The sequence below is a fragment of the Streptomyces sp. CB02366 genome (assembly GCF_001905905.1).
Lineage (GTDB): Bacteria > Actinomycetota > Actinomycetes > Streptomycetales > Streptomycetaceae > Streptomyces.
In genome coordinates this window covers 438,534-457,238 of the sequence record NZ_LIVT01000001.1, presented here as the reverse complement: position 1 = coordinate 457,238, position 18,705 = coordinate 438,534, and the positions used below count along the sequence as shown (strand labels likewise).

Sequence of the window (18,705 nt, the reverse complement as noted above, 5' to 3'; positions counted from 1 at the left end):
CGCGATGCCCGACGACGTACCCGTGAGCGCCGACCCGACCGGCCCGCGGCGCGCCACGGAGTCCGACCGGACCGGGCGCGCGACGGAGTCCGACCGGACCGGGCGGGACCGGACCGGGCGGGACCGGGACCGGCCCCCCTCCGGCCGCCCCTGGACCGCCCTGTGGGTGACCGCCCTCGCCCTCCCGCCCCTCGCCCTCCTCGCCGCCGCGTCCTGGTTCGGGCGATGGGTGCGGCCCGGCGCGGACGACTGGTGCTTCCTGCCGCTCGTACGGGACGACGGGGTCGGCGGCCTGGTCGGGAAGTTCTACCTCGACGACAACGGGCGGGTCGCCAACGCGCTGCTGGTCGGGGCGTACGCGAAGTTCCAGGTCGCCGGGCACCAGTGGTTCCCCGTGGTCAGCGGGGCCCTGGTGATCGCGGTGCTGTGGGCGGTGGCCGTCCTCGCCCTGCGCCGGGCCGGTCTGCGCACCCCGCACGGGCTGCCGCTCCTCCTGGCGGCCATGACCACCGCGCTCTTCCTGTTCGCCACGCCGAACACGTACAAGACGTTCTACTGGCCCGCCGCGTCCGTCTCGCACACCCTGCCGCCCGTCCTGGCCTGCGCCGCCCTCATCCCGCTCCTGCTCGCCCGCTCGCGCCGGGGGCGCGCCTTCGCGGTGGCCGTCGCCCCGGTCGCGGCGGCCTTCCTCGCCACGCTGTCGGAGGAGACGGCGATCGTGGTGGTGGCGGTGCTCCTGGCCGCGCTCCTCGTCTCCGGCCGGACCGTCGCCGCGGCGCACCGGGGGTTCGTCCGGCTGTGGTGCGCGGCGGGCCTCGCCGGAACGGCGGCCGGGGCGCTCGTCCTCATCACCTCGCCCGGCTCCCGCAACCGCAGGGAGCGCTTCGGCGCGGAGACCACGTCCCTGCTCGCCTCGGACTCGTTGGCCGCGTCGCTGCGGGCGTTCGCCGAGATCACCGTCACCGTGGTCACCACCTGGCAGTACGTCGGCGCGGTCGCGGCGGGCGTGCTGCTGGGGCTGCTGTGCCGGAGGGCGGACGGCACGACGCCCCGCCCGCCCGCGCACTGGCCGCTGCTCACCACCGCCGGGGTGCTCGCGCTCCTGGTCTCCGGCTACCTCTGCACGGTCATCGCCTACCCGGTGTTCGGCGCGCGGGTGAGCGATGCGAGCGCCAACCGGCTGTGGAACGACTACCTCCTGCTGTACGTGATGCTCCTCGTCGGTGCGGGAGCCCTGCTGGGCCTGGCCTTCCGCCGGCATGCCCCCCGCACCGCGAACCCGGCGAAGGTCGTGTGCGCCGCCCTCTGCGTCCTGGTCTGCGTGGGCCCGGCCGTCGCCCTGGACCACCTGGGCACGGCGCTGCGGGACCGGGCCGGGAAGTGGGACGCGCAGGACCGCCGACTGCGCGAGGGAGCGGCGAAGGGCGAACGGGTCCTGCCGTACGAGCGCCTGGTGATCAGCCAGATGCTGGAACCGTTCAGCCGGGGCGGACGCGCCTACTGGCCCGGCGGCTGCGTCGCGGACTTCTACCGAATCGACCGGGTCACGGACGGTCGTGCGGAACACCCTCGCCGGCACGGCGGCCCCGGATCGTGACCCTGCCGCCGGGGCGGCGCGGAGGCGGCCGAAGCCGCTGTCGGCCCCCCTCCGCCCGTGCCGACGACCGCGGCCGTTCGCCGGCTGTCAGAGCCTCTTGCGAGACTTCTCGGCATGGGCGTCTTCTTCGACTACTTCCGTGCTCCAGGTGATCGGGAAGCGGCCTCGGCCTGTGCGGAAGGGCCTGATGACGCGGGGTTCGCCACGGTCTGGGTGAAGACGATCGATCCCGTTGTCCTCCTCGGGAGCGCGGTGGCGCTGCTGATGCGCACACCGGTCGAAGCCGTCGTCGGACACCCCCGGTTCGCTCACCTGGTGACGAGTCCGGAGGCGGAGAGCACGTGGATCGTCACCCTGCCGGACGAGGTGCGCGACGCTCTGGCGGACGCCCCCCGCGAGCTGCTGGCCGAAATATCCGTACCGTGGTCGCGGGCGGAGGAGTTCTACGGGGCCGCGGACGCCCGCCACCTCGCGGACTTCCTCGACGAGCTCGCGGCCCTGGCCGAAGCGGCCCGGTCGCACGGCCAGGGACTCTACTGCCGTATGACGCTGTAGGACTCCGGCCGGGGATCGTGTCCCTCGGGCCGTGGGGCGACCGGGATGCGCACCGAGCACACCGGGGCGGCCGCCCCTCGTCGGCCGGGGCGCCGGCACAGCGGCCCGCCACCGTGCGGCGGCGCCGGTGGCGGGAACACCTCGGGACGCGTGCTCGCCTCAGCCGTCGACGGGCTGGTGGACGCGCGGGATGCCCAGGTCCGGGAGTTCGAGGTGGAAGCCCTGGCCGCGTCCGCTGATCGTGCCGTCGTAGGACAGATCCGCCAACTCGACGCCCAGGCACCGTAGTTCTTCGATGAGCATGCGGGCGGCGGTGGCCGCCGCCTGCTCGCGGTCCTCCATGGCGTCGGGGAAGCGGCGTTGCCAGATCGAGCGGGAGAAATCCCAGCCGTTCCGGGCCAGGTGCGCGGGGTTGGCCGAGTCCGGGTGGTGGAGGTAGCCGGTGGCCTCGATGACGAGGCTCAGGTCCTGGCTCCAGCACTGGACGAAGCGCTGCGGATCACGGGACGCCCCCAGGTGCAGGATGAACCTGCCGGGGAAGAACGGCGCGCAGCGGTTGAGGGACCCCAGGGCCCGGGTCAGGCGCTTCTCCACGTCTTCCCAGGTGGTGGCGGGCCGATGGGGTGCGGCGGAAAGGGGGTCGGGCGGCAGGTGGGACGGCTGGGCGGCGTACCAGCGGCCCCGGACGCTCGCCCGCCCGACGGTGTCGGCGTCCGATCCGGGCGGCAGGAGGTCCAGGCTCATCCGGCCGTCGTCGTGCCCGTGCAGCAGGAGATCGGGGAGGCCGTGGGGCCGGGGGCCGCCGGGCGCGTCGGCCCCGGGGCGCCGCCACAGCATCCACGGGCCCGAGTAGCCTCCCCACATGGCGGGCGGGCCCAGTTCTTCCTCCATGACCCACCACGCGGCGCGCGTACGGCCCGCGACGGAGAAGACGTCCTCCTCGGGCAGGTCGACGAGGCTGACGTTCAGGCTGCGTATCCGCTCGGGCGCGGACGCGTCGGCGACCAGGGTGCCGTACCCGTACGAGGGGCCGTTCCGCGGGGCGAACCTGTGCCAGATCCTGTCCCCGACGGTCCTCGGTTCCCGGAGTTCCCAGCCCAGCCCGGCCGTGGCCCGCGCGAAATCCGCCAGGGTCCACGAGTCCGGCCGCAGCGGCACGACCTCCTTCACCAGCGTGCGGAAGACGTCGTCGTCGAGCCACCGTCCGCGCGGGATCGTGTTCTTCTCCATGCGGCAGACAGTAGCGGGCCGGTCCGGGGGCCCGGCGTCGGCGGGAGGGCGGCGGGGAGGCGACGCCCGTCCCGTCCTTCCCCGGAGATTCGTCCCGTCCTTCCCCGGAGACGAGGTGGAGCAGGGAGGCGGAAGCCCCGGAACCCGCGTACGGGCGGAAGGTGTTGGAGGCGCGGCCCTTCGGCGTCCTGCCGGGTGCGGGGCTGACGGCCTTCGGTGGGGGCAGGCGGTCCTGGAGCTGGACGTCGGGGACGAGCTTGCCCGAGGGCCCGGGTCCGCTTGCCGTACGCGGAGGGGCGGGGCCTCCCGCCGGGAAGCCCCGCCCCTCCCGGGCCTCAGATGCCGCAGCTCGGCGCGGACCAGAAGCGCCCGCTGCCCCCCGCGATGTGGGTGTGGTCGTTGTGGCCCGGGTAGCCGGGGCCGAGGATCTCGGTGAAGCCGTGGTTGCGCGCGGCCTTGGCGAGGGCGCAGAAGCCCTGGGAGCCCGCGCCGAGGTCCGCCGCGTGGCCGTACATGTGGCGGCTGTTGGTCGCGCCGCCCACCGCGCTGTTGCAGGACACGCTGCGGAAGCCGCCGTTGACCGTGATGGGCCGGTCGCCCATCGCGTGCCGCATCGCCTGGAGCTTCCACATGGTCACCAGGGCGTTGGCGCGCGCGGTTCCGGCGCTGACCTTGCCCCCGGACCAGTCGGAGTTGCAGCGGTTCAGCTCGGCGTAGGTGAAGTTGACCGGCGTGCAGTCGTCGTCCTGCAACTGGTAGATCTTGTTGAACGTCTGGGCGCCGGCGATGCCGTCGGAGGCCAGCCCGTACGCGGCCTGGAAGCGGGCGACCGCCGCCTTGGTGGCCGGGCCGAACTGTCCGTCGATGGCGATCTGGCTGCCGTAGCCCGGATAGCCCGCGACCCGGATCTGGAGCTGGCGCACGGCTTCGCCGCTGGAGCCCTCACGGAGGGTTCCGCTCCAGGTGTAACAGGCGTCGGCCGTACCGACGTCCGTGGCCGACGCGGAGCCGGGGGCCGGGGCCGGGGCGGGGGACGGGCCCGCGGAGGCGGTGGTCGTGCCGCCGAACGCGAGGGCCGCGCCGGCGATGGCCGAGACGAGGAATCCGATGGGGCGTGATCGCATGGGTCTCCACCTCATTGTCGTCGAGCTGTCCATGGTTCTTGGGGGATTCCGAGCCTCGGGGGCGGCCCTGTGAGTGTCAAGCTCATGTCAACATGCTGCCAGGTGTGGGCCGTGCTCTTGATCTCTCCGCTCACCGAGGAGTTCTCGGCGGTGCGGAGGTCTGCATGAGGACGACCGCGCCGGTCGCCCTTGCCCTACGTAGACCGGGAGTCACCCATGACCGCAGACCACGACCGCTCTCCGTCCGGCGCGGGAGGGGCGGCCGGCGCTGTCGCTGTGTCCGCCGACGGCACCGAGATCGCCTATGAACGGTCGGGCAGCGGGCCCGCCGTCGTTCTGGTGGCGTCGGCGCCGGCCGACCGCTCCGACACGGTGAAGCTCGCCGCGCTGCTCACCGAGCACTTCACCGTGGTCGACTACGACCGGCGCGGCCGGGGGGCCAGCGGTGATGCCGACGCCTACGCCGTCGACCGTGAGATCGAGGACATCGCCGCTCGGGTCGACCAGGTCGGCGCTTCGGAGAACACCTCACGGTTCCGGCTTGACCCTCACGTTGCGTGAGGCTCGACAGTGGGGCCCATGAGCGACTACTACAACGCCTTCGAGATGAGCCCCGTACCCGCCCCCGGCCCGGACGCGGTTCCGCCGGAGCCGTTCCACGGCATCTACGGCATGCCCTCCTTCGTCTCGATCCCCACGACCGACCTGGCGGAGTCGGTGGACTTCTGGACCCGGGGCCTCGGGTTCTTCGAGCTGTTCGGCGTCCCCGGCACGCTGGTGCACCTGCGCCGATGGGCGTTCCAGGACGTGCTCCTCATCGCGGCGGAGAGCGTTCCGGACCAGCCCCCGGCGATGAGCTTCAGCTTCTCCGGCGTCCTCAGCCAGGTCGAATCCCTCGCCGAGGCGTGCCGGGCGCTGCGCCCGGACGCGGTGGACGGCCCGCGTGACACGCCCTGGAACACCCGTGACGTGGAGGTGATCACGCCCGAGAACGCCCGGATCGTCTTCACCGCGGCGAAGCCCTTCGACCCGGCCGCTCAGGAGGCGCGGAACCTGGAAGCCATGGGGATCACCCCGCCCGGCGACGAGGACGACGACAATGAGGAGCATGGCTGAGACACCGGACGCCGAGGGCCTGACCGTCGGCCAGGTCTCGGCGCGTCTGCCCGTGACCGTCCGCGCGCTGCACCATTGGGACGAGATCGGCCTGGCACGGCCCTCGCTGCGCACGGCCGCCGGATACCGGCTCTACACCGCCGGTGACCTGGAACGCCTGCACCGCATCGTCGTCTACCGCGAGCTCGGCCTCGGCCTGGACAGGATCGGGGCCGTCCTGGACGACTCGGCCACCGACGTACCGGGTGCGTTGCGCGCGCAACGTACCCAGGTCGCCGAACGGATCGACCGCCTCCGGCAGCTCATCGGCGGACTGGACCGGATGATCGAGGCCCAGGAGCGGGGCCTGCTGCTGACCGTCGAGCAGCAGGCCGAGATCTTCGGCCCGCAGTGGGATCCGGAGGGGTCGGTCAAGGCCCGCCGGCTCTACGGGGACACCACGCAGTGGCGGCAGTACGCCGAACGTTCGGCCTCCCGCACCCCGGAGGAGTGGCAGGCCGTAGCCGACGACATCGCTGCCCTCGACCGGGCCCTCGGAGAGGCGATGGACGCCGGGGTGGCCCCCGGCAGCCCGGAAGCACAGCGCCTCGTGGAGCGGCACCGCGACGTCTTCGCCGCGAACTTCCCCCTCACCAGGCAGATGCAGGTCTGCCTCGCCCGCATGTACGAGGACGATCCGGGGTTCGCCGCCCACTACGACGGCGTCCGCCCCGGCCTCGCCACCTGGTTCCGCCGCCTCGTCGACGCCGACGCGCGCGCCCACGGCCTCGACCCGGACACCGCGACCTGGGACGGGGGAGCAGCCTGACGGGCCCGCACGTCGAGGCGGCACGCAGCGGATCCTGTGCTGTGAACGATCACGGTTCACGGGGCCGGGGAGATCCCGGGGACGACTCAGGGACGAGCGGGGACGAAACCCATGGCGATCGCGGTGACGGCCAGGCGGCGCGGCGACTCACCACCGCTCGAACCGGTGCTGGAGAAGATCCGTGTGCCCCGCCTCGGGCGGCCCGACCACGCGTCCGCCCCGATCGCGTGCGGGCCGAGAAGGCGTATGCCTCCCGCGAAAACCGTGCCTGCCTGCGCCGCCTGCTTGCAGGCGCCTCCGTCCCCGACGATCAGTTCGTTCACGACGTCTCAGCTCAGGGGTTCGGCCGGCTCCGGGATGTACCGGACGTCCTTGAGGGGCGCCGTGGGCTGTGCGCCGAACTTTTCCACGACGGTGTCGCCGGGGCCGACGTGCACGACCTGGAGGGCGACGCGGGTGTCCTGTTCGCGCAGGTCGATCCGGACGCGGGGGGACCCGCTTTCGGGCTGCATGTCCACGATCAGCTCGTCGGGGTATCCGGCGCGCTTGAGTGCGGTTCGCACCTCGGCGGCGTTCTCGCCCGTGCCCTTGAGGGCGGTGGTGACGTGCACGGCGAACTTGTCCGCGTAGCAGGTCTCGGGCTTGGTGAGCGTGACCGGCTCCAGGAGGTTCCCGTCGGGCATGGGCGGCAAGGGGGCGTCGGTGGCGGGCGGGTCGTCGGGGCCGGCGGGCAGGGGGACGCGGTCGCCGGGCTCGCCGGGGGGCCCGCTGGAGGGGCCTTGGGGGACGCCGGGGACGTCGCTGGGACCGAGGGGCTCGCCGGTTTTGGCGTCGTCCAGCGGCGGACAGCCGGCGGTGAGCTTGTGGGACAGCTTCATGAAGTCGAGCAACGGCTTGTCGGCGTCCCCGCCCTCGGGTGCGGAGGCGACCTTGTCCATCTCGATGGCGGCGGCCGGGTCGGGGGTGCTGGAGCAGGCGGTGAGGGCGAGCACGCCCAGAGCGAGGGCGGCTGCGGTGTGTGCTGTTCGGGGCATGACGTCAACGTAAAGTCGCGCGCTGACATGGCCATGAGTACACGTACTCATCTCGAAGCGGAGGAGTCGACTTGCGCCGAAAGGCAACCGACTCCCCACCACGCGGCGCGCCTTGGCGCCGCGTGGTGCCCGTGACGCCGCCGCCGGTGCGGCCGGACGGGTGTCGGGAGCCGGCGGCGGCAGACCACGGTGCGTGCGGTCCCGGTTCCCTCGGGCAGGGGTGTGCACCGCATCACCGCCTCGTGCGGGCGGTTCGCGCCATCTCCCGTGGCCTGCCGTGTTCTTCGTACTCCACCGAGCGCTGGTTGAAACATCCTCGACGGACGGCTGCGACTTTCGGCGGCAATTCTTGTTCAGCAGCGGCGCAGGGGGGAGTTGCTCCCTGTCGACCGCCTGTGTGAGGAGGCGCCGGCGCGACGAGATGACTGCTGGATCGCCTTCAGGACAGACGAAGTTGCCGTTTCTCACTGAAGAGGTGCAGATCATCTTGCGGTATGTGACCGTCCCATCGATTGCCGTCGGAATCAGCGTTGCCGCCTCGCTGCTTTCCCTGGCAGCCGTTCCCGCCGATGCAGCTTCACGTACCACCCCGGAACCCGTGAAGTGGGAGCTCTGCCGGGATGCGGCGGCGGACTGGGATCGCGACGACAGCCGCAGCGAATGCGCGCTGATTCCCGTTCCGGTGGATTACGCCAAGCCTGCGGGCAGGAAAATCAACATCGCGGTGAGCAGGATCAAGGCCACCGGAAAGCGCACAGGGGCCCTGTTCGGCAACCCCGGGGGACCCGGCCTGCCCGGCACGCCGTACCCGTACGGTTTGCTCAGCAGCCGGCTGGCGCCGATGAACCAGGAATGGGACTTCATCGGTATCGATACGCGGGGTACGGGCTACAGCGCCCAGGTCTCCTGCGACACCCCCGAAGCCCGGGAGGGGGAGAGCGAGAGGGATGCCTTCGAGCGTCAGGCGGACGCGAAGCGCGCATGCATCGCCAAGGACCGGGAACTGGCGCTCTCCATCAGCATGGAGAACGCCTCCCGGGACATGGACCGCATCCGGCAGGTACTGGGCTTCCGCAAGATAAACTTCTATGGAAATTCCGGCGGAACGGCGCTGGGCGCGGTGTACCGCTCCATGTTCGACAGCCGTGTGGATCGGATGTGGCTGGACTCGATCATGTCCCCGGTCGGCCAGGACGCGGCGGTCACCGCAGAAGTCGCGCACTACCATGCCGGGTACCGGCGGTTCTTCGAGTGGCTGGCCGGCAAGAATTCGACGTACCACTTCGGGAGCTCGCCCCAGAAGGTCGAATCCGCGCTGAAGGCGTTGCAGGCGAAGGTGGGACGGGACGAGTTCGCCGCCTTCCTCGACCCCAACCTGGAAGCCCTACCGGACCGGTGGGAGCGATCCGCCGCAAAGCTGCTGGAACTCCAGAACGAGGGGACAGGCGAGACCGCCTCCAAACAGAAGGATATGCGGCGGAAGCCCTTTGGCTTCGGGGAGATGGGCAGCAATTACGGGTTCACCCATGACGCCTTCATGTGCAACGCGAGCGCCGATGGCCGTACATATTCCGATCTCGTCAGGCTGAGGAAGGAGCGGCAGGCGAAGTACCCGTTCTCTGCGGACTTCCACGACCAGCCCATCATGTACTGCGCGGGCTGGCCGGCGGGCAAGCCGTGGGACCTGAAGCCCGGCAAGAGCCGACTGCAACTGTCCGGCCACAAGTTCGAAACCGTCACGCCTTACGTGTGGGCGAAGATGATGCACAAGAAGATCGGCGGATCGCTGCTGACCGTCACGGACGCGACGCATTCCACCATGAAGTCCAAAGAACTCGCATGCGGCTCCAAGGTGGTGGACTTCTTCCGGGACGGCACGCCGGCGAAGGGCAGCTGCCCCGGTTTCCCCGCCGAGCAGACCGGCCCCTCAGGGCCTGCCGGCAATCTGGCGGGGACCGTGAGGCTCCCGAACTGCTCCGCTTCGCTGGTCCGCCCCCGCACCGCCCGCGACGAGGACAAGGCGCTGCTGCTCACGAACGGGCACTGCCACCCCGAGGGACGGCCGAAGCCGGGTGAAGTGATCACCGGACAGGGCGCCCCGATCGAAGGCAGCGTGTTGAGCGCGGCGGGCCGCGAGCTCGGCCCGGTGACGGGGCGGGTTCTCTACGCGACGATGACCGGAACCGACATCACGGTGGCACAGCTGGATTCCACGTACGCGGACATCCGGCAGAAGTACAAGATCGAGGCGTTCCCGTTGGCTTCGACCGGCCCTGTTGCCGGGCAGAAGATCAAGGTGGCGTCGAGTTTTCTGGAGAGTGTCTGGTCGTGCCAGGCCGAGGCTGTGATTCCGACGCTCAAGGAAGGCGACTACACATCGACCCAGGCGATCCGGTACGCGAAGGAATGCAACACCCAGCCCGGAAGCTCGGGTTCGGCCGTCGTCGATGCCGAGACCCGGGAGCTCGTCGCGGTGAACAGCACCAGCAACCGTGACGGCAAGGAGTGCGAACTGAACAACCCCTGCGAGATCGACGAGACGGGCACCACGGTCCACCAGGGACGCGGATACGCCACCCAGACCGCGGCGATCGCCGCGTGCATCGGCACCGGCAACACCATCGACCTCAAGCGCCAGGAGTGCACCCTGCCCAAGCCCTGACCCGATCCGGTCTCTCCCCCCCCCGCGCGTCTGCCCCACGGTCCTTCCCGGACGACCGTGGGGCAGACGTACGCGGACAGGAGGACGGCTGCCCCTCGTCGGCCCCGCCTTGCGGATCCCACGCGTTGAGCAGGTCCCGCAGGCCCTTCTCGGTGCCGTCTCTTCCCCGTCACATCGGTCCGGAGCCCCACCCGGGGCCCGTCGCCGCGCACCGTCGGGCCCTCCCTTGCCCGGACCAGCAGAACGCCCCACCGCGCGGTGCACGGTGGGGCGGCGTTGCGACGGCGGCGGTCAGGCGGTGGGGGCGAACCCGCCGGTCTTGACGCCGGTCACGAAGGAGGTGAACGCGGCGGTGGCGACGGTCAGCGTCGGGCCGTTCGGGTTCTTCGAGTCGCGTACGGGGACGGTGCCGGTGAGGGAGGCGGTGCGCGGGGCCCACTCGACGCAGGCACCGCCGTTGCCGCTGTAGGAGGACTTGACCCACTGCTGGGTCGTGGATTCGCTCGTCACGGGGTGCCCTTTCAATGCTGGCGGACCATGTCCACGGTCTCTGCCTGGGACAGAGACACGGCCTGAGATTGATGGTAGCCCCTCATCACCGGGAGAACTGAGCTGAGTTCACGGTCCAGATGCCCTTGCGTCTCGGACTCGACGTAGGAGACCAAGGAGCGGTCCGGGAGTGTCAGCAGATGCACCAGCCGGTTGAACGGCCGTTGTTCGCCGATGCTGAAAGGGGCGATCTGCAGCATGGTGTGAGGCTGCGCGGCGAAGTCGACCAGATGCCGCAACTGGGCTTCCATCACGGCGGGGCCGCCGACCGGCCGACGGATGCAGCTCTCGTCCAGCACCGCGATGATCATCGGTGGTACGGGGCGGATGAGAGCGTTCTGGCGCTCCATCAGCAATGCCATGCGCTGCTCGGCCTGTTCGGGGGTGATGACACCCCGTGCGACGGCCGCATCGTCCAATGCTTGCGCGTAGGCCCGGGTCTGCAACAGGCCAGGAATCACCCCTACCTCGAACATCCGGATCTCCGCCGCCAGGCCCTCCAGCGCCACGTACTCCGGGAATCCCTGGAGGAGTACACCGTGCTTGATCTTGAGCCATTCCCGCTCGAACGAATCGACGGTTTCGGTGAAGCCGAAAGCGCCGTCGATCGCGATCGAGAAGGGGCGGGTTGGCGATTTGGTACAAGTTTCCACCCCGGAAATGTGGCGCCCCGAGTACCCGGAACGTAAGCCGAGGTCGTCCTGCTTCCAGCCTCGGGCCTCTCGCGCACTGCGCAGCCGCGCACCGTACGCGGCCTCCGGGCTCGCGTCGGGGTTGAGTTCCCTCCGGTTGACCAACGTACCCCCCAGATTTGAAACGTTGATGGCGAGTCTCACGCTAGGCCACGCTGTGTCGCCCCGGTAGCCGATCGGCTACAGAGAGGAGCGAACGGTGTACGGCGAGAACGCCAGCCCGAATGCGGAGCACCCTCCGGACCAGCCCTTATGCGATCCTCCGTGTCAGCCACCGCCCGGTTCGACCGTTCCGGCCGCCCCGACCGTCCCCGTCCGCGGGACTCTTCTGGTGGACACGAGCCGTGGCGACCGGGTGGGGGAGTTCCAGGGGGTCGCCGGCCCGTACTGGTCCCTCCGGCCGGTCGGTGGCGGGCGCGAGTGGGAGGTCGAACCCCAGTCCGTACGGCCCGCGTTGCTCATGGAGCAGCTTCGGGCCCGTACCGCGCGGCTCAACGCCCGCAGCCGGGGAGAGGTCCTGTGAACCCGCCGGACTCCGGGCTTCCCGTGCCGGGCGCCGGGTGGTCGTCCGTGTGGCTCCCCGTGCCGCTTGCCGTGCGGCTCGCGGTGCGCCCGTTCCCGGCCCGTACGGGAGGTGGCTGAGTCGTGCTGCAATGCACTGCCGTAACGGAGATCCCTTACGCCGAGGCTCTGTTGGCGCTCGCCACCATGAAGGGCGGGCCCGAGCGTCCGTCCGACTTCGTGGAGCAGGACGACTTCGTCCTGTGCGAGCTGGGCGACCACGGCGACTCGGCCGAGCACGCCGCACATCTGTTTGTGGCGGACACCCCGGACGACCAGGAGCTGTGGTTCCGCTGGTCGGGGGACGGGGCTCACCGGGTCCACCGGCTCGACGTGCTGCCCGTGTGCCCCGCCCTGCTCCGCGTGCTGGCGACCGGGGCGGTCACACCGTGCGCGTTCTTCGACCACCACCCCGGGCCGCACTCCTTCTCCGTGACCGACCCGCTCGGTGACCTGATCGCGGACTGCGCACCCGGTCCGCCGCACAGCCAGGGCTACCCCGACGACCTCGACGACCTCGACGCACCCGACGGCGACGCGCCGTGACGGCGACCGGAGGCACTCCGCCCATGAACCCCTGCACCGCTGTAACCCTGCTTCCGCCCCCGGAGTTCGTGGTCCGGCTCGCCCCTCCCGGCGGCAGCCGCCCGGAAGCCGGATACCTCCTGTGCGAGCTGGCCGCCGACCACGACGGGGACCACGCGATGGTGCTGTGGGAGGACGACGCGAGACACCTGGCGGTCTGGGCCCGCTGGAGGGCGACCGGGCGGCACTGGCGGAACTCGCCGGGTGCGGTGCGACCGATTCCGAAGGCGAGGACGCGTGCGGGCTGTTCGCGGGACACCCCTCCGTCCACGACTGGGAAATCCTCGATGCGACGCTCATGGCGGTGGACGCCGTACTCGCCCGGCAGCACCCGCACCTGGCCCCGCGCGACGGCGTGCGACGGGCGGGGGGCTGGGAGAGCTGGCGTGCGCACGGCTTGAACCGGTCGCTTGCCTTCCCTTCTCTGCGCCCCCTCGGAGCCCTTGACGGCTGCCGCGCCGCAGGGGAAGGCTCGTGCACGTCAATGCAACCCACCCCGGACAGCGGGAGCGAACCATGGGCTTACGGTTTCTCGGAATCGACCCCGACTCTCCGACCGACGAGTCGCCCACGATCTGGCTTCAGGAAGAGACGGGAGATCTCCTGATCCAGTCGTACAGAGCGACCGAGGCAGAAGTGGAGAGTTGCAAGGAGGTCGGTTCCATCCCCGGGCATTCCACCGACGTCCCGGACCACGAGACGATCGTCAGGCTGCCGGCGGCCATGCTGGACTTCCTTCCTGCTCGTCAGGAACAGGACAGCGGAGGGAAGGCGGCGCGTGCGGCCTCCAGCGCGTGAAGTCCTGGCGCGAGCTCAACGATCGGCGGTGCACCTTGAGTTGCGCGACTCCTACATGCTGGACGCCCCCGGCTATGTGGCGTGGCAGCGGGGCGTGCGACTGGACCGGGGAGAGCGTTCGGCGTGGTGGAACGGCTGGCACGACGCCGTGCACGCCGCTGTCGGCCGAGGCGTGACCGTCCGGCGTGCGCGGGTCGTCTCCGAGCCGATCAGCGACTACGTGAGATACGAGTACGACACCACGTTCACGAACCTCGCCGCAGGCGAGGAGGTGCGCTGGCTGCCCAGGCGGAGGGCGACCGGCCTTGCGCTGGCGAGCACGGATTTCTGGTTGTTCGACGGGGAGCAGGCGCTCTTCCACCACTTCACCGGCACCGGGCGGTTGGACGAGGACGGGCGAGAGTACACGGACGATCCTGCGCTGGTGAAACTGTGCGCAGACGTCTTCGAGGCGGTGTGGGAACGTGCTGTGCCGCATGAGGACTACAGGCCCCGCTGACCACGCGTAACCATGGTCGAATCCCCTTCCTCAAGCGCACAGCAGGCCCGGCGGATTCTCGCGGACCGGCTCGCCGGCCTCGCCCGCGACGCCGGGCTCACCGGGCGCGAGATCGCCGTTCGCTGTGGCTGGCACCCATCGAAGTCCTCCCGGATCATGAACGCCCGCACGCCCCCGTCGACCGGTGACATCCGGGCCTGGTGCCGGGCGTGCGGGGCGGAGGACCAGACCGCCGACCTCCTCGCGGCGCTCCGGAGCGCCGAAGGAATGTGGGTCGGTTGGAGGCGGATGGAACAAGCCGGGCTCAAACAGGCACAGGAATCACGGTTGCCGCTGTTCGAGCGCACCCGGCGCTTCCGGGCCTACTCCTCCTGGTTCGTACCGGGCCTCATCCAGACGCGCGGGTACACCGAGGCAGTGCTGCGTGCTGTGCAGCGACGGCGTGTAGAGGTCGACGACGTCGCGGAGGCCGTGGCCGCACGCGTGGGGCGGCAGCGCGTGCTGTACGAGGCAGGACGTCGCTTCGCCTTCCTCATGGAGGAGTCGGTCCTGCGGAACGGCATCGGCGGTACGGACGTACTCGTCGGGCAGCTCGGTCACCTTCTCACCGTGGGTTCTCTGCCCAACGTCAGCCTCGGTGTGGTCCCGATGAACGCGGAGCGCTCCAGAATGCCTGTGGAAGGCTTCTGGATCTTCGACAGCGCACAGGCCAATGTCGAGCTGGTCTCCGGATATCTCACGCTCACGCAGCCCAGCGAGGTCGCGATGTATGCCGACACCTTCGCCGAGCTTGCGGAGATGGCCGTCTACGGCGCGGACGCACGCGCGTTGATCATGGCTGCTCTGGACTCTCTCCGGTGAATTCGTGCAACTGCGTGCAACAACGTGGCTTCCCTGCCCGCTGCTTCCTTACGTTCGACGCATCGCCCTGAAGCGCGGGGGCGACCGCGTGCGCGATGCGGCCCCGGACGCTCACCACCGGACCAGGGGAGAGGAACCGAAAGCCATGGGTTGGGGAACGGGCAAAGGCGGCGGCGGTGGCGACGGAAAGCACGCCGGGGGCAAGGACCCGGGTACGGCCAAGCCGTCCTCGGACACCGCGAAGCCCGCGCCGGAGCCGAAGCACAAGGGGAAGTAGGGGCCTCGCGGATGGAGCTGAACGGAGCGGACGAGCAAGCCGCCGACGTGTCCTCCCTGGCCGCCGGACTGTTCGGTTCGGTGAACGAGAGCCTGGGCGCGCCGATGGCCCCGGTGTGGGAGGCCGCCTTCCGGGGTGTGCCCCGGCACGCCTTCCTGCCCGGCACCGTCTGGGTGGGGGACGACCTGCTGGAGTGCGACCGGGAGGCGGCCCCGGCGGAGTGGCTGCGCCACGCCTACGCCGACACCGCCGTCGTCACCCAGGTCAACGACGGGGCCACCGCCGCGCCGGGGGAGCGCTGGGCCTCGTGTTCGGCCTCCGCCCCCTCCATCGTCTTCCGCATGCTCGACCTGCTGGACGTGCGGGCGGCCCACCGCGTCCTGGAGATCGGTACGGGCACCGGGTGGAACGCGGCGCTCCTCGCACACCGCCTCGGGCCCGGCCGGGTGACCACCATCGAGGTGGACCCGGAGCTGGCGGCCGGGGCGGCGGACCGTCTCGCGGGCGCGGGGCTCGACGCACGGGCGCTCCAGGGCGACGGGGCGCGGGGCGTCGAGGCCGGCGCCCCGTACGACCGGGTCATCGCGACCTGTTCCGTACGGGCCGGCCCCCGGCGTGGATCGCGCAGACCCGGCCGGGCGGGACTGTCCTCGTACCGTGGGAGTCGCCGTGGTTCTGCTACGGGCTGCTGAGGCTCACCGTCGACGGATACGGGGGCGCGGCGGGCTTCTTCATGCCGCACTCGGCGTTCATGCTGATGCGGGGGCAGCGTACGGACCTGCGGATCTACCGCGACGTGGTGCGGGACAGCCACGTACCGGAGGAGTCCGCGACCCGGCTGGCGCCCGAGGCGGTCGCGGGGGAGGACTGGGCCGCGCAGTTCGCGATCGGCCTGCAACTGCCCGGAGTCTGGCGGACCTGGCACGAGAACCCCGCCGTGGAAGGCGTCGCCTCCCGCCTGTGGCTGGCCACCACCGACGCCGCCTCCTGGGCGGCCGTGGACCTGGACGGGCGGCGGACCGCCGACCGTTTCACCGTGTGGGAGCACGGGCCGCACCGGCTGTGGAGCCTGGTCGAGGCCGCGTACGGCTGGTGGCGCGAGGCCGGGCGCCCCGGGCCGGAGCGGTTCGGGCTGACCGTCGCCCCTGACGGCACGCATACGCCGTGGCTGGATACCCCGGACCGCCCGGTGCCCGTCCTCGGACCTCCGGCCGTCCGCCGGCCGGGGCGCTCGGCAGAAGGGGGCGGGGCGGTCGGCGGGCGGACTGCCGACGGGCCCCGTCCGTGACGCGTTGCGGAGACCCGGCCGGTGGTTCCCGTCCGTGATCCGCGCCGGTGATCCGTGCCGGTGGCCCCGTCCGTCGTGGCCCGTGGCGGTGGTCCGTGCCGGTGGCCCCGTCCGTCAACCCCGTCCGTGGTCCGCGTGGGAGATCTGGGCGGGGACGCGGCGTCTACCCTCGCGGCATGGCCTCATCCCGCCCGCTCTCCCACGACTTCCCGTTCGACCCCGCCTACGGGTACTACGACGCGCCGGACGCCCTGCTGACCGTCCCCGCGCCACCCGCCCCCGAGGACTTCGACGCGTTCTGGCGGGGCCGGTACGCGCGAGCCCGCGCCGTGGACCCGCGGCCGGTTCTCGGTCCGGTGGAGGAGGAGCGCGACGGGGTGGCGATCCACGGCGTCGCCTTCACCTCCGTGGGCGGCGTCCGGCTCGGCGGCTGGCTCGCCCTGCCCGCCGAGGGGCCCGTCCGGTACGGATTCGTCGTCGGGCACGGTTACGGCGGCCGCCAGGGGCCCGGCCGGGACCTTCCGCCACCGCTGCCCGGGGCCGCCGCGATCCTGCCGTGCGTACGGGGCATGGGGGAGCGGGGCCGGGTGGACGGCATCCCCGACCTGGCCGACGCGCACGTCCTGCACGGCATCGGCTCCCGCGACACGTACGTCCTCGGCGACTGCGCGGCCGACCTCTGGTGCGCCGCCTCCGCCCTCACCGCGCTCGTACCGGAACTGGCGTCGGCCGGGGAGCCGGGCGGGCCTCGCCTCGGCTACCTCGGTGAGAGCTTCGGCGGCGGACTCGGGGCCCTCGCACTGCCCTGGGACGACCGCTTCGGCGCGGCCCAGCTCACCGTCCCCACCTTCGGCAACCACCCGCTGCGCCTGACGCTGCCGTGCGCGGGCAGCGGCGAAGCGGTGCGTGGGCACCACCGCGAACACCCCGACGTCACGGACGTCCTGCGCTACTTCGACGCGGCGACGGCGGCGACCCGGCTGACCCTGCCCACGCTGGTCGCGGCCGCCCTGTTCGACCCGTCCGTGCCGCCGCCGGGCCAGTTCGCCGTACACAACGCGCTGGCCGGGGAGCGCGAACTCCAGGTGCTGACGGCGGGGCACTTCGCGTACCGGGGAATGGCGGCCGAGGCGGCGGAACTCGACGCGCGGCGGACGCGGTTCTTCGGGGAACGGCTCGCCCCCGCCGCCTGACGGGAGCCCTCCTGAGGGGAGCGCTCGCTCCCCGGTCGTGCCGTCCGCCGGGCCGCGCGGGGGCGCCGGGGGCTCAGGTGGCCGTCCGGCCGGTCCCGCCCCGGGGGCCGTACCAGTCCAGGCACAGGACGGTGGCGTCGTCCTTGGGCGGCTGGCCCCCGTAGGCTTCGGCGACCGCGGTGACCATCGTGCGGACCACCTCGCGCGGGTGGTCGGCGGCGGTCTCCAGGAGGAGCCCGGGCAGGTCGACCACCTCCGCGTCGCGTTCCTGCACGCCGTCCGTGTACAGCACGAGGCGGTCGCCGGGGCGCAGGTCGAGCTCCTGCACCTGGTAGGAGCCCTGTTTGGGGAAGCCGAAGGGCATGTCGACCCGCAGGCCGATCTCCTCGACCGACCCGTCGCGCAGCCGGAGCGGCCCGGGGTGGCCGGCGTTGACGAGGCGGGCATGGCTCCCGTCCAGGGAGATGCGGAGCAGTTGGCCGGTGGCGAAGGCGCTGTCCCCGTGGTCGAGGAGCGCCTGATGCATCCGGCGGGCCTGTTCGGGGAGGTCCGCCCCGGAGCGGCGTGCGCCGCGCGAGGCGTTCACGACGAGGGTGGCGATGAGGGACGCGTTGACGTCGTGGCCCATGGCGTCGGTGACGGACAGGTGGAGGGCGTCGGTGTCGAGGCTGTAGTCGTAGGTGTCCCCGGCGATGTCGGACGCCGGCACCAGGGCTCCCGCGAGGGCGAACTCGGCCGCGTCGCAGGAGGGGGCGGAGGGAAGGAGCTGGCGCTGGATCTCCGCCGCCAGGCTGACCGGTGTGGTGCGGTTGCCCCAGTGGTAGAGGTCGGTGAAGCGGCGATCGGTGACGATGATGTAGGCCAGCGCGTGCGCGGCCTCCTCGACCTGGGCCAGCACGTCCTCGGTGACGGCGTCCAGGAACAGTTCCAGCACGCCGATGGTGTCACCGCGGTTGGTCACGGGGGCGAGCACGCGCCGGCCCCGGCCGCCCCCCTCCACCTGCATCGCCTTCTGCGCCCGCAGGACCTCGTCGTAGATGCCGCTGCCGGCGAGGGAAACCTGCTCGGGCCGGGGCTCCTGGGAGGAGCCGTCCATGTCGTTGACCCGCAGCATGCGTCTGCCGACCACGTCCACGAAGAGGAACGACACGTACCGGGCCCCGAACCGGGTGCGCAGGTCGCGCGCCACGACGTCGAGCGAATCCACCGGTGCGGCATCCTCCGCTGCCGCAAGCACCGCGGCCACTCCCGTCCGATCACCCACCACAGCCTCCTC

21 protein-coding genes and 2 pseudogenes are annotated in these 18,705 nt (G+C 71.6%); 16 read left to right on the top strand and 7 right to left on the bottom strand.

Features of this window, described 5'->3' with window-relative positions:
* Positions 1 to 4: 4 nt before the first annotated feature.
* Entirely contained in the window at positions 5 to 1,597 is a 1,593-nt protein-coding gene (locus AMK24_RS01970) for a DUF6056 family protein (RefSeq protein WP_073764290.1), read from the top strand.
* A 114-nt stretch (positions 1,598 to 1,711) separates the two neighbouring features.
* Positions 1,712 to 2,152: a hypothetical protein gene (locus tag AMK24_RS01965; protein WP_073765601.1), complete on the top strand. Its 441-nt coding sequence runs from the start codon at positions 1,712 to 1,714 to the stop codon at positions 2,150 to 2,152.
* 159 nt (positions 2,153 to 2,311) lie between these two features.
* Here AMK24_RS01965 and AMK24_RS01960 read toward each other — a convergent pair whose 3' ends face one another.
* Together AMK24_RS01960 and AMK24_RS01955 are read right to left on the bottom strand one after the other, a co-directional pair.
* Positions 2,312 to 3,382: a hypothetical protein gene (locus AMK24_RS01960; RefSeq protein WP_073764288.1), complete on the bottom strand. Its 1,071-nt coding sequence runs from the start codon at positions 3,380 to 3,382 to the stop codon at positions 2,312 to 2,314.
* Between the two features lie 335 nt (positions 3,383 to 3,717).
* Positions 3,718 to 4,506 (bottom strand): M15 family metallopeptidase, encoded by a 789-nt coding sequence (locus AMK24_RS01955; RefSeq protein ID WP_073764286.1) that lies wholly within the window; start codon positions 4,504 to 4,506, stop codon positions 3,718 to 3,720.
* Positions 4,507 to 4,722: 216 nt separating this feature from the next.
* Between AMK24_RS01955 and AMK24_RS01950 the strand changes: the two are divergent.
* The 3 genes and pseudogenes from AMK24_RS01950 to AMK24_RS01940 all read left to right on the top strand — a co-directional run.
* Positions 4,723 to 5,025, top strand: a pseudogene (locus tag AMK24_RS01950) (alpha/beta fold hydrolase); the annotation flags it as partial.
* 60 nt (positions 5,026 to 5,085) lie between these two features.
* Positions 5,086 to 5,622: a VOC family protein gene (locus AMK24_RS01945; RefSeq protein ID WP_073764284.1), complete on the top strand. Its 537-nt coding sequence runs from the start codon at positions 5,086 to 5,088 to the stop codon at positions 5,620 to 5,622.
* The gene (locus AMK24_RS01940; RefSeq protein ID WP_199876348.1) at positions 5,615 to 6,430 is read left to right on the top strand and encodes a MerR family transcriptional regulator; all 816 of its coding nucleotides are present in this window, start codon (positions 5,615 to 5,617) and stop codon (positions 6,428 to 6,430) included. Before AMK24_RS01945 ends, AMK24_RS01940 begins: the two co-directional genes overlap by 8 nt.
* 86 nt (positions 6,431 to 6,516) lie before the next feature.
* Here AMK24_RS01940 and AMK24_RS33885 read toward each other — a convergent pair whose 3' ends face one another.
* Together AMK24_RS33885 and AMK24_RS32980 are read right to left on the bottom strand one after the other, a co-directional pair.
* The gene (locus AMK24_RS33885; RefSeq protein ID WP_158072143.1) at positions 6,517 to 6,753 is read right to left on the bottom strand and encodes a hypothetical protein; all 237 of its coding nucleotides are present in this window, start codon (positions 6,751 to 6,753) and stop codon (positions 6,517 to 6,519) included.
* Between the two features lie 6 nt (positions 6,754 to 6,759).
* Positions 6,760 to 7,464 (bottom strand): hypothetical protein, encoded by a 705-nt coding sequence (locus AMK24_RS32980; RefSeq protein WP_073764280.1) that lies wholly within the window; start codon positions 7,462 to 7,464, stop codon positions 6,760 to 6,762.
* 475 nt (positions 7,465 to 7,939) lie between these two features.
* On the opposite strand from AMK24_RS32980, the gene AMK24_RS01925 reads away from it, so the two are divergent.
* Positions 7,940 to 10,126, top strand: a complete 2,187-nt coding sequence (locus AMK24_RS01925) for an alpha/beta fold hydrolase (RefSeq protein WP_158072142.1) — start codon at positions 7,940 to 7,942, stop codon at positions 10,124 to 10,126.
* A 291-nt stretch (positions 10,127 to 10,417) separates the two neighbouring features.
* Here AMK24_RS01925 and AMK24_RS01920 read toward each other — a convergent pair whose 3' ends face one another.
* Positions 10,418 to 10,636 (bottom strand): DUF397 domain-containing protein, encoded by a 219-nt coding sequence (locus AMK24_RS01920; RefSeq protein WP_073764276.1) that lies wholly within the window; start codon positions 10,634 to 10,636, stop codon positions 10,418 to 10,420.
* Positions 10,637 to 10,647: 11 nt separating this feature from the next.
* Positions 10,648 to 11,472: a helix-turn-helix domain-containing protein gene (locus AMK24_RS01915; RefSeq protein ID WP_073764274.1), complete on the bottom strand. Its 825-nt coding sequence runs from the start codon at positions 11,470 to 11,472 to the stop codon at positions 10,648 to 10,650.
* Between the two features lie 94 nt (positions 11,473 to 11,566).
* Between AMK24_RS01915 and AMK24_RS01910 the strand changes: the two genes are divergently transcribed.
* The 10 genes and pseudogenes from AMK24_RS01910 to AMK24_RS01875 all read left to right on the top strand — a co-directional run bounded on the left by AMK24_RS01910 (position 11,567) and on the right by AMK24_RS01875 (position 17,429).
* Complete coding sequence (locus AMK24_RS01910; protein ID WP_073764272.1) at positions 11,567 to 11,890, top strand: hypothetical protein; 324 nt, start codon at positions 11,567 to 11,569, stop codon at positions 11,888 to 11,890.
* Between the two features lie 122 nt (positions 11,891 to 12,012).
* A complete protein-coding gene (locus AMK24_RS01905; protein WP_073764270.1) occupies positions 12,013 to 12,474 on the top strand; it encodes a hypothetical protein in 462 nt (153 codons plus the stop codon).
* 23 nt (positions 12,475 to 12,497) lie between these two features.
* A pseudogene (locus tag AMK24_RS34495) lies at positions 12,498 to 12,865 on the top strand (hypothetical protein); the annotation flags it as partial.
* Positions 12,866 to 13,029: 164 nt separating this feature from the next.
* Positions 13,030 to 13,311: a hypothetical protein gene (locus tag AMK24_RS01895; protein WP_073764268.1), complete on the top strand. Its 282-nt coding sequence runs from the start codon at positions 13,030 to 13,032 to the stop codon at positions 13,309 to 13,311.
* Positions 13,292 to 13,810, top strand: coding sequence for a DUF6879 family protein (locus tag AMK24_RS01890; protein WP_073764266.1), 519 nt, complete (start codon positions 13,292 to 13,294; stop codon positions 13,808 to 13,810). The genes AMK24_RS01895 and AMK24_RS01890 overlap by 20 nt, the downstream gene beginning before the upstream one ends.
* A 12-nt stretch (positions 13,811 to 13,822) precedes the next feature.
* A complete protein-coding gene (locus AMK24_RS01885) occupies positions 13,823 to 14,671 on the top strand; it encodes a helix-turn-helix domain-containing protein (protein ID WP_073764264.1) in 849 nt (282 codons plus the stop codon).
* Positions 14,672 to 14,816: 145 nt separating this feature from the next.
* Positions 14,817 to 14,948: a hypothetical protein gene (locus AMK24_RS35110; RefSeq protein ID WP_256985885.1), complete on the top strand. Its 132-nt coding sequence runs from the start codon at positions 14,817 to 14,819 to the stop codon at positions 14,946 to 14,948.
* Positions 14,949 to 14,959: 11 nt separating this feature from the next.
* Positions 14,960 to 15,640 carry a methyltransferase domain-containing protein gene (locus tag AMK24_RS34490; RefSeq protein ID WP_242434886.1) on the top strand — a complete coding sequence of 227 codons (681 nt, stop codon included), beginning with the start codon at positions 14,960 to 14,962 and terminating at the stop codon, positions 15,638 to 15,640.
* A 41-nt stretch (positions 15,641 to 15,681) separates the two neighbouring features.
* Positions 15,682 to 16,236 carry a hypothetical protein gene (locus AMK24_RS34485; RefSeq protein WP_242434885.1) on the top strand — a complete coding sequence of 185 codons (555 nt, stop codon included), beginning with the start codon at positions 15,682 to 15,684 and terminating at the stop codon, positions 16,234 to 16,236.
* A gap of 176 nt (positions 16,237 to 16,412) precedes the next feature.
* On the top strand, positions 16,413 to 17,429 hold the full coding sequence (locus tag AMK24_RS01875) for an acetylxylan esterase (RefSeq protein ID WP_073764262.1): 1,017 nt from the start codon (positions 16,413 to 16,415) through the stop codon (positions 17,427 to 17,429).
* 73 nt (positions 17,430 to 17,502) lie between these two features.
* Here the strand turns inward: AMK24_RS01875 and AMK24_RS01870 are convergent, their stop codons facing one another.
* A complete protein-coding gene (locus AMK24_RS01870) occupies positions 17,503 to 18,696 on the bottom strand; it encodes a PP2C family protein-serine/threonine phosphatase (protein ID WP_073764260.1) in 1,194 nt (397 codons plus the stop codon).
* Positions 18,697 to 18,705 lie beyond the last annotated feature (9 nt).